The sequence below is a fragment of the Propylenella binzhouense genome, assembly GCF_009866965.1.
Classification (GTDB): Bacteria; Pseudomonadota; Alphaproteobacteria; order Rhizobiales; family Afifellaceae; genus Propylenella; species Propylenella binzhouense.
This window is the reverse complement of the sequence record NZ_SPKJ01000120.1, coordinates 1-10,338: the sequence shown is the minus strand read 5'-3', so window position 1 is coordinate 10,338 and position 10,338 is coordinate 1. Positions and strand designations below refer to the sequence as shown.

Below are 10,338 nucleotides of genomic sequence, written 5' to 3'. Positions count from 1 at the left end.
GAATCGATCAGGTAGACGGCCTCGCCCAGCTTCCGGCGCAGGCCCCGCTGCGCCTGGGCGAGAATGGCGGCGAACAGCCCGCCGAACAGCCAGCCCGAACACCGTGCTCGGCCGCCGGGCGTTGGCGTCGGCCAGCGTCGAGCGCGCCGCCGGCCTGGCACCCACATGGTAGAGGCGGGCGGCATGGCTCGCGAGCCCCTCGACGGTCTCGCGCAGGCTCACCGCCCCGGCAAGCTGCCCGTAGAGGAGCGCGATGAACTGGCTCTTCGTCGACAGCCGCCGCACGTGCTTGTCCGCCGCGTGTTCTTCCACCAGCCGCTCGAACACGCCCCACGGAACCTGCTTCAGGACATCGTGGAAAACGCTATTGTGATGCCGCACGGTGTTGCCCCCTGTCGTGTCCGGAAGACGCGCCAACGTCTGAACACGAGTAGAATCAACACCGTGCACCCAGTCCAGAAAATTAAACCGGACAGCAGTGGGCTCGACCCGGGCATCCATCGGCCTCCGATCGCGCTTCCGTCTCCCATGGATCGCCGGATCAAGTCCGGCGATGACGACGGAGAGGGGAGGCGAGGCCGAACGCTGCGGGGGCTCCGCCGCAGCCGCGCTTGCCTCGAGGCCGAAGAACCCCTCCCTTTGGCCTCTCCCCACGAAAGGGGGAGGCGGCGGCGCAACGTGAATGGCCAAGCCAATCTCCAAGCCCGCCGCTTGTTCTGTCGTCATGCCCGGGCTCGACCCCGGGCATCGGGCGGCCTCCGGTCCGCTTCGGCCGCTCTTTGGGTCGCCGGATCAAGTCCGGCGATGACGACAGGGGGCGCGGCGACGCCGCTTGGTTCGCGGGAACGCCGCCCGTCAGGGCATGCCGTGCGTCTTCAGCACCGGGTCGGAGAGCGTTCCGGTGACGCCGAACTCGGCCGCAGCCGCGGTGCCGGCCGACATCGTGCCGGCGAGCGCGAGCGCACCCGTGTCGAGATCGACGGCGCCGTCGAGGGTGGCCTCGTTCGCGCCGAAGAGCAGCGTGAGATTGTCGACCAGCGCCGAGCCGGACTCGAAGCGGATCGAAGCCCGCGCGGAATCGACCGGCGCGACGGAGGGAACGGGCGCCGCGGAGAGCGGTCTGCCCTCCCGGAGCGCCGCCGCCAAAGCGGAGAGCCCGAACGTCGGCAGGTTGCCCTTGTCGATCTTGGCCCGGGCCGCACCGGACAGTCCGGCGACGAGCTCGCCTGCATTCGCGCCCTCCGTCGCGATCTCCCCGGCGATCGTCGCGCGACCCGCGATCGTCGAGGCGGGCGCGACGCGCCGCACCACCTGCGCGAGCGAGACGTCGGTCGCCCTCAGCTGCGCCTCGACGTCGAACCGCTCCGACCGGGGATCGTCCGTGACGGCGATCGTGCCGGAAAGCGTGCCCTCGTAGAACGCGGCCTGCGCGATCCCGACCTCGAGCCGGCCGTCCCTCAGCACCGCCGTCGCCGCCGTCGCCCCGGCTTCGAACTGGCCGGCGGCGACGCTCTTGGCCGATAGCCTCACATCGGCGTTGAGGGCGCGGTACCAGCTCGTGTCGAGGTCGATCTCCCGCCAGGCGTCCGGGTTGCTGCCGAGCTGGTCGCTGATCTCCTGGAAATAGGGCGACAGATTGAGTGCCGGAAAGGCGAGCGTGCCGTCGACCACCGGATGCGGCCCGAAGCCGATCCTGATCGCGCCGGCGGCGCGGTTGCCGTCGAGCATCAGCGCCGCATTGGTCATCGTGAGGCTGCCGTCCAGCACCTCCGCCTGGCCCGAAAGGCTCGCCTGCTGGAGGTTCGGCCCGGGCCCGATGGCGCTGCCGAGCCAGCCGGCGAACTGCCGCAGCGACGGCGTCGTGAGGTCGAGGTCGCCGACGATCTGCGGCCGCCTGAGATCGGAGATGCTGCCGTCGAACCGGAAATGCAGCGAAGGTGCATCGAGCTTCAGCTCCAGCGGGCTCGACCTGCGCCTGGCGAAGGCGAACGGCCGGTCGGCCGAGCCCTGCAGGTCGACCTTCTGTCCGCGCCACACCGCCGAGCCGGAGACCGACAGCGTGCCGCGCACGCTCGGCCAGTCGACTGTGACGCCGACATGCTCGAGCGCCTCGGTCGCCCCGGACTGGCGGTCGGCGTAGCGGATCGTGCCGTCCTCGATCCTGAAATGGCCGAGCGGCACGTCGCCGGCGAAGGCGAGCTGGAGCGCCGCTGCCCCGGCGTCGAAGACCCAGTTGCGCCGGCCCGTCTCGTCGCGGACCAGCGTCACGACCGGGCGCACCATGTTGAAGGACTTGATCTCGACGTCGCCGAGCACGAGCGGCAGGATCCGGATCGTGCCGGTCAGCTCGTCGCTGGTCAGGATGGCGCCCTCGCGCATGCCGGGCGGGCCGTCCACCCGGACGTCGCGGAGCGTGACCGACGGCTCCGGGAACAGGCGGAACTCGGGCTCCCCGCGGACCGAGACGTCGCGCCCGGTCCAGGCCGAGACCTGCTCGGCGACCCGCGTCTTCACCATCTCGCGCGGCAGCGAGGCGAGCGCGATCGCCAGGATGGCGGCCAGGAGCAGGGCGAGGGCGGCAACGCCCCAGAGGATCCGTCTCATGCAGGAATGACCGCCCCTTTCCACCGGCAGCGGATACGATCTCGTCGGCGGGAACGCAAGGCGACGGCCTTGGCGGGCCGGCCGCCCTATGGCATGCATGTCGGACTGGAGGGATGGCCTTGGCTGAAAACGAAACGGACGACGCGCTGCTCTGGAAGCCCGACCCGGAGGGCCTGAAGGCTCTGCCGATCACCGCATTCGCGCGCGAGGCCTCGGCCCGGTGCGGCGCCGAACTCGCGGATTTCGACGCGCTGCACGCATGGTCGGTCGCCGACCCGGCCTCGTTCTGGGATCTCGTCTGGGATTTCTGCGGCGTGATCGGGCAGAAGGGGGGCGAGCGCCTCGCCGACCCGGACCGCATGCCCGGCGCCTGCTTCTTCCCGGGCGGACGGCTGAACTTCGCGGAGAACCTGCTGCGACATCCGGGCACCGGCCCGGCGATCCTCTTCCGCGGCGAGGACAAGGTCTCGCGCGAGCTGAGCTGGGCCGATCTGCGCGCGCTCGTGTCGCGCCTGCAGCAGGCCATGCTCGCCTCCGGCATCGGCGCCGGCGATCGCGTCGCGGCCATGATGCCGAACCTGCCGGAGACCGTCGCGATGATGCTGGCGGCGGCGTCGATCGGCGCGATCTGGTCGTCCTGCTCGCCGGATTTCGGCGAACGCGGCGTGCTCGACCGGTTCGGACAGATCGAGCCCAAGCTCTTCGTCGCCTGCGACGGCTATTGGTACGGCGGCAAGCCGATCGACATAGCGGGCAAGCTCGACGGGATAGCGGCGGGCCTGCCGACGGTCGAGCGGATCGTCATCGTGCCCTATCTCGGCCACGCCGAGCAGGTGGCGCGCTCGCTCGACCGCGCCGAGACGCTCGACGCCTTCGTGGCCGGCCACGCCCCGACCGAACTCGCATTCGAGCGGATGCCCTTCAACCACCCGCTCTACATCCTGTTCTCGTCCGGCACGACGGGCGTGCCGAAATGCATCGTGCACGGCGCCGGCGGCACGCTGCTGCAGCACCTGAAGGAGCATCGGCTGCACTGCTCGCTGGAAGCGGGCGAGCGCCTCTTCTACTTCACGACCTGCGGCTGGATGATGTGGAACTGGCTCGCCTCGGGCCTTGCGAGCGGCGCCACGCTCGTCCTCTACGACGGCTCGCCCTTCCACCCGGACGGCAACGTGCTCTTCGACCTCGCCGACGAGGCGGACATCGCGGTGTTCGGCACCTCGGCCAAGTTCATCGACGCCGTCCGCAAGGGCGGGCTGAGACCGATCGAGACGCATGGCCTCGCCAAGGTGCGCCTCATCACCTCGACCGGTTCGCCGCTCGCGCCGGAGAATTTCGACTTCGTCTATTCCGGCATCAAGCGGGACGTGCACCTCGCCTCGATCTCCGGCGGCACCGACATCGTCTCCTGCTTCGTGCTCGGCATTCCGACGAAGCCGGTCTGGAAGGGCGAGATCCAGGGTCCCGGCCTCGGCCTCGCGGTGGACGTGTGGGATGAGTCCGGCGTGCCGGTGAGGGGCGAGAAGGGCGAGCTCGTCTGCACGCGGCCGTTCCCCTCCATGCCGATCATGTTCTGGAACGACCCCGACCACGCGAAATATCGCGCCGCCTATTTCGAGCGCTTCCCCGGCGTGTGGTGCCACGGCGATTTCGCCGAATGGACGGCGCATGGCGGCATGGTGATCCACGGCCGCTCGGACGCGACGCTCAACCCGGGCGGCGTGCGGATCGGGACCGCGGAGATCTACAACCAGGTCGAGCAGATGCCGGAGATCGTCGAGGCGATCGCGGTCGGCCAGGACTGGGACAACGACGTGCGCATCGTGCTGTTCGTCCGGCTCGCGGAGGGCCTGACGCTCGACGACGACCTCGTGAAGCGCATCAAGGCGAAGATCCGCGCGGGTGCCTCGCCCCGCCACGTCCCGGCGAAGATCGTCGCGGTCGCCGACATTCCCCGCACCAAGTCCGGGAAGATCACCGAGCTCGCCGTGCGCGACCTCATCCACGGACGCGCCGTCAAGAACCGCGAGGCGCTCGCCAACCCGGACGCACTGGAGCTCTACCGCGACATCCCGGAGCTGCGGTCGGCCTGATCCCCGCTCCGCCGGCCGCTCCCGGCCGCGCCCTCCAGCCCGCTGCCGAGGAGGAGCACCAGCGGCAGCACGCCGATCGCCACGATCACGAGCGCGGCGGGCGCCGCGTCCTCGAAGGCGCCGCGCGCGACCGCACCGTAGACGAGCGTGGCGAGCGTCTCGAAATCGAACGGGCGCAGGAGCACGGTCGCCGATAGCTCCTTCATCGTGTCCACGAAGACGAGCAGCGCGGCGGCCGTCATCGCGCGCCGCATCAGGGGCAGGTGGATCTCCGCCAGGATACGGCCGGGGCGCCGGCCGAAGGTGCGCGCCACCATGTCGAGATGGCGGCTGATCTTCGTGAAGCCGGCGTCGAGCGAGCCGTAGGCGATGGCGAGGAAGCGCACCGAGCAGGCATAGACGATCGCGGCGCCCGAGCCGGTGACGAGGAGCCCCGTGCTGACGCCGAAGAGGGCGCGCGCGGCCGCGTCGATCCGGTTGTCGAGCGCGGCCATCGGGATCAGGATTCCGACCGCGAGCACCGTGCCCGGCACGGCATAGCCGGTGGCGGCGAGCCGGGCGAAGAGGCCGACGGCGCCGAGCCGCGACAGCCGGGCCGCATAGGCGAGCGCAAAGGCGACGAGCACCGTCGCGACCGCGGTCGCCGCGGCAAGCGTGACGCTGTGGAGCGCGGCGTCGAGGATCGCCGGATCGAGGAACTGCTCCATCCGGCGGGTCGCGTAATCGGCCAGCAGCGCGGCCGGCATCAGGAAGCCGATCGCGACCGGGACGAAGCAGGCGGCCGCCGCGCCGAAGGCCCGCCAGCCCTCGAGGACGAAGGTCGGCGCCGGCTCCTGGCCGCCGAAGGCGGCATGGAAGCGCTGCCGCCCGCGCGCCGAGCGCTCGGCATAGATCAGCAGCAGCACGAGGAGGAGGAGGACGAGGGCGAGCTGCGCCGCCCCGGCGAGATCGGCCCGGTTGAGCCAGGTGTGGTAGACGGCGAAGGTGAGCGTCCGCACGCCGAAGAAATCGACCGCGCCGATGTCGTTGATCGTCTCCATCAGCGCCAGGCTGACGCCGACCGCGATCGCCGGGCGGGCCATCGGCAGCGCGATGCGGAGGAAGAGCCGCCAGGGCGTCGCGCCGAGCGTGCGGGCGACTTCCATCACCCGCGCCGACTGCATGAGGAACAGGATGCGCGTCGTCAGGTAGACATAGGGATAGAGCACCGCGCTCATGGCGAAGATCGCGCCGGGGAGCGAGCGGATCTCGGGAAACCAGTATTCGCGCGCGGTATGGAAGCCGAAGAGCGCGCGCACCGCGCCCTGCACCGGCCCGGTATAGTCGAAGATCTCCATATAGGCGAAAGCGACCAGATAGGTCGGGATCGCGAGCGGCAGGACGAGCGCCCATTCGAGCGCGCGCCGGCCGGGGAAGCGGCAGACCGCCACCAGCCAGGCCGTGCCGACGCCGGTCACCGCGGTGAGGAGGCCGACGCCGGCCATCAGGAGGAGCGTGGTCACGGTCGCGCCCGGCAGCACCGAGCGCAGGAGATGCGGCCAGGTGGCGCCGACCGCGCTCGCCGCGATCGCAAGGAGCGCGACGAGCGGAACGGCCATCACCGCCCAGACGAGGGCGGCGACGGCGAGCGGCCTCAAATCGGTCCGGCGGAAGGCCGCCGCACGCATCCGGCCGCGGCCTGCTTCGGCGCCGACCGGCCCGTTGCCGGCCGTCATCGCGCGCCGGCCGCCGAGGGATCCCGCGCCGGCCGCGCGCCTGCCGCCGGCAGGATCGGCCCGCCTAGGAGCTCGGGCCGTCGTCGTAGCCGACGTCGTCGACCAGCTCGCTCGCCTCCTGGCGATGGTCGGCGATCGCGGCGAGCGGCAGCGAATCGGCCTTCAGGTCGCCGAAGGAGGCGACGATGTCGGAGATCGGGATCCCCTTCTCCACCGGATATTCCTGGTTCGTCTCGGCGTAGATGCGCTGCGCCTCGTCGCTCGCCAGGAATTCCATCAGCTTGACGGCATTGTCGCGGTTCGGCGCATATTTCGCCAGCGACATGCCGGAGATGTTCACGTGCGTGCCGCGGTCGTTCGCGTTCGGCATGATGACCTTGATCGCGGCCGCCCATTCCTTCTGCTCCGGCTCCTTGTCGTTCGTCATCATCAGCCCGACATAGTAGGTGTTGCCGAGCGCGATGTCGCACTGGCCGGCATAGATCGCCTTGGCCTGGTCGCGGTCGCTGCCGGCCGGCTTCACCGCCAGGTTGTCCTTGAGGCCGGTCAGCCAGTTCTTGGTGTAGTCGGCGCCGTGATGCGCGATCATCGAGGAGAAGAGGGCGATGTTGTAGACGTGCTGGCCGGAGCGCGTGCAGATCCGCCCCTTCCACTTCGGGTCGGCGAGCTCCTCGTAGGTGATGGCGTTCTCCGGGACGCGCTCCTTCGAGGCGTAGACGACGCGCCCGCGCCGCGTGAGGCCGAACCACTCGCCGTCCGGGTCGCGGTATTCCGCCGGCACGTTCGCCTCGATCGCCTCGTCCTTCAGCGGCTGGGTGACGCCCGCCTCCTTGGCCGCCGCGAGCCGGTTGATGTCGACGGTCAGGAGCACGTCGGCCGGCGAGTTCCGCCCTTCCGCCCTGATGCGCTCCTCGAGCCCGCGATCCGCGAAGATCACGCGCGTCTCGATCCCGGTCTCCTTCGTGAACGCGTCGAGGAGCGGCTGGATCAGCTCCGGCTGGCGGTAGGTGTAGACGTTCACCACCCCGGCTGCGACGGCGGGCGTCGCGACGGCCGCCAGGAGGATTCCGGCAAGAATTCGGCCCGCGGGACCGGAGAGATTGTTCGTCATGAGCGTCTCCAATCGGAAGGGTTCAAGGCCCTAGCGTCGGTCTGTATTCGAACGCGCCCGGACTATAGGCGGGACCCGGATCGTGTCAATGAAATCACAGTGATTTCATGTATTTAGAACCATTCTAATGTTTTAGACGCCAATAGTCGAGTTTGCGGGGCCGCCGCCGCGCACCGCGGGTCCGGCCGCCTGCCGGTCGGCGGCGGGAGCACTTCGCGGATGCCGGCGGCCGATCAGTCGAGCGTCTGCCGGAACCGCGCGACGGCGAGCGCCATGGCGGCGAGCGTGAAGGCGGCGAGCGCCACGACGTCGGTCCGCAGGTCGCCGAGGCCCGCGCCCTTCAGCATGATTCCGCGGACGATCCGCAGATAGTGGGTGAGCGGCAGCACCTCTCCGACATATTGCGCCCAGGCGGGCATGCCCCGGAACGGAAACATGAAGCCCGACAGGAGGATGTTCGGCAGGAAGAAGAAGAACGACATCTGCATCGCCTGCAGCTGCGTGTCGGCGATGGTGGAGAACGTGTAGCCGACCGCGAGATTGGCGAGGACGAAGAGCATGGTGAGCGCGAGGAGCAGCGCCAGGCTGCCCTCGATCGGCACCGCGAAGAGGAGCCGCGCGAAGACCAGGATGAGCGCCGTCTGCCCGGCGCCGACGGCGAGATAGGGCAGGATCTTTCCGATCATGATCTCGACCGGCCGGACCGGCATGACGAGCAGGTTCTCCATCGTGCCGCGCTCGATCTCGCGGGTGATCGAGAGCGCCGTGAAGATCAGCATCGTGAGCGTCAGGATCGTGCCCATGAGGCCGGGCACGATGTTGAGCCGCGTCTCCCCGCCCGGATTGTAGCGCCGGTGGACCCGGATTTCGTAAGGCTGCTCCCCGGCCGCGAGCTTCGCCGCCGGGCCTGTCAGCTCGCGGGCGAAGAGGCTCGCGCCGAGCCCTTCGAGCGCCGCGACGGCGCCGCCCGTCGCCGTCGGGTCGCTGGCATCGGCGACCACCAGGATGGCCGGGCGCTCGCCGCGGATGAGGTCGCGCCCGAAGCCGGCCGGGATCTCGACGCCGAACTGGACCGCGCCTGAGACGATCAGCGCGTCGAGCTCCGCCTCGCTCCGCGCGACCGCGGTGATCTCGAAATAGTCGGTGTTGCGGAGCGCGGTCAGGAAGGTGCGGGCGAAGATGCTGTCGTCCCGGACGAAGACCGCGGTCGGCAGATCGCGCGGGTTGGTGTTGATGGCGTAGCCGAAGAGGAGGAGCTGGGCGAGCGGGATGAAGGCCATCATCGCGAAGGTGATGCGGTCGCGGCGGAGCTGGATCAGCTCCTTCACGAAGATGGCGCCGATCCGCCCGAGCGCGGCGCGGATCCCGCGGGTGCGCCTGCGGTCGCCCGTGCCGGGCGGGACGGGTGCGCTCATCCGAAATTGTCCTTCGACCGGCTCATCAGGTCGATGAAGGCGTCCTCGAGCGTCGGCTCGTCGCGCCGCCAGGCCTGCGTCCCGCGCGCGCGGAACGGAGCGACCGCCGCCTCGAGCCGGGCCGAATCCCGTCCGCTCACATGGAGCGACGCCCCGAAGGCCGTCACCATCTCCACGCCCGGGGTCTTCTTCAGCGCTTCGGAGAGGGCGGCGAGATCCGGGCCCGTGACGGTCCAGGTGGCGAGATGCGCCTTGGCGATCACGTCCGCGGCGGTGCCCTGGGCGAGGAGCTCGCCATAGGCGATATAGGCGATCTCGTGGCAGCGTTCCGCCTCGTCCATGTAATGGGTCGAGACGAGGACCGTCAGGCCCTCGCCTGCAAGCGCATGGATCTCGTCCCAGAAGTCGCGCCGCGCCTTCGGGTCGACGCCCGCCGTCGGTTCGTCGAGAAGGAGGAGCTGCGGCTGCGGCAGGATGCAGGCGCCGAGCGCGAGCCGCTGCTTCCAGCCGCCGGAGAGATTGCCGGCGAGCTGGCCGGCCCGGTTGGCGAGCCCGAGGCGATCGATCGCCTCCTGCGCCGCCCGGCGCGGCTCCGGCAGGCCGTAGACGCGCGCCACGAATTCGAGGTTCTCCCGGATGGAGAGATCGCCGTAGAGCGAGAAGCGCTGCGTCATGTAGCCGACATGGCGCTTGATCTCGTCCGACTGGGTGAGGATGTCGTAGCCGAGGCAGGTGCCGCGGCCGGAATCGGGCGTGAGCAGGCCGCAGAGCATGCGGATGGTCGTGGTCTTGCCGCTGCCGTTCGGGCCGAGGAAGCCATAGATCAGCCCCTTGCGCACCTGCATGGTGAGGCCGTCGACGACCACCCGCCCGCCGAACGACTTGGTGAGCCCCTCGACGTCGATGACGACGTCCGGACCGGCCGCGGGCTCGCCCGCTGCGGCGGCCTCCGGCCTCATGGGCGCGCCGCTTCCGAAGGCGCGGCGGCGGACGCGGCGGGCGACACGGTCACCGGCAGGCCGACCGGCAGGCTGGTGCCGGCGGCCGGGCGCGCCTCCACGCGGAAGACGAGCTTCGCCTTCTCCTCCTCCGAGAAGATGACGGGCGGCGTATATTCGGCCTCTTTCGAGATGAAGCTGACGGTCGCCGCAAAGCCGGCGCCGCAGCCGTCGCAGCGGATCGCGACCTTCTCTCCGAGCGCGATCCCGGCAAGGCGGGGCTCCGGCACGTAGAAGCGCGCGCGGAGATTGCCGGGCGGCAGCAGCGCGAGGACCGGCTGCCCGGCGGCGACCACCTCGCCGGCGCGGAAGAAGACGTCCTGCACGCGGCCCGCCGCGGGCGCCGGCACGCGGCGCCTGGCGAGCATCGTCTCGGCCTGGGCGAGGCTCGCCTGCGCGGCG

At 70.3% G+C, this 10,338-nt stretch carries 7 protein-coding genes and 1 pseudogene; 1 reads left to right on the top strand and 7 read right to left on the bottom strand.

The window, feature by feature from the left end; translation table 11 throughout:
• Nucleotides 1–381 (bottom strand): annotated as a pseudogene (locus tag E4O86_RS20545) (DUF4372 domain-containing protein); the annotation flags it as partial.
• Between the two features lie 474 nt (nt 382–855).
• Nucleotides 856–2,604, bottom strand: a complete 1,749-nt coding sequence (locus tag E4O86_RS20540) for an AsmA family protein (protein WP_161142421.1) — start codon at nt 2,602–2,604, stop codon at nt 856–858.
• Nucleotides 2,605–2,723: 119 nt separating this feature from the next.
• On the opposite strand from E4O86_RS20540, the gene E4O86_RS20535 reads away from it, so the two are divergent.
• A complete protein-coding gene (locus E4O86_RS20535; protein WP_246206530.1) occupies nt 2,724–4,697 on the top strand; it encodes an acetoacetate--CoA ligase in 1,974 nt (657 codons plus the stop codon).
• Here E4O86_RS20535 and E4O86_RS20530 read toward each other — a convergent pair.
• From E4O86_RS20530 to E4O86_RS20510, 5 genes are all read right to left on the bottom strand, one after another.
• Nucleotides 4,664–6,412, bottom strand: coding sequence for an ABC transporter permease (locus tag E4O86_RS20530; protein WP_161142419.1), 1,749 nt, complete (start codon nt 6,410–6,412; stop codon nt 4,664–4,666). The two genes, E4O86_RS20535 and E4O86_RS20530, sit on opposite strands and share 34 nt — an antisense overlap.
• A gap of 64 nt (nt 6,413–6,476) precedes the next feature.
• Complete coding sequence (locus E4O86_RS20525; RefSeq protein WP_161142418.1) at nt 6,477–7,523, bottom strand: Fe(3+) ABC transporter substrate-binding protein; 1,047 nt, start codon at nt 7,521–7,523, stop codon at nt 6,477–6,479.
• Between the two features lie 233 nt (nt 7,524–7,756).
• The gene (locus tag E4O86_RS20520) at nt 7,757–8,938 is read right to left on the bottom strand and encodes an ABC transporter permease (protein WP_161142417.1); all 1,182 of its coding nucleotides are present in this window, start codon (nt 8,936–8,938) and stop codon (nt 7,757–7,759) included.
• Nucleotides 8,935–9,897, bottom strand: a complete 963-nt coding sequence (locus E4O86_RS20515; RefSeq protein ID WP_161142416.1) for an ABC transporter ATP-binding protein — start codon at nt 9,895–9,897, stop codon at nt 8,935–8,937. The genes E4O86_RS20520 and E4O86_RS20515 overlap by 4 nt, the downstream gene beginning before the upstream one ends.
• On the bottom strand, nt 9,894–10,338 hold a 445-nt coding region (locus E4O86_RS20510; protein WP_161142415.1), incomplete at its 5' end, for an HlyD family secretion protein. The genes E4O86_RS20515 and E4O86_RS20510, both read right to left, overlap by 4 nt.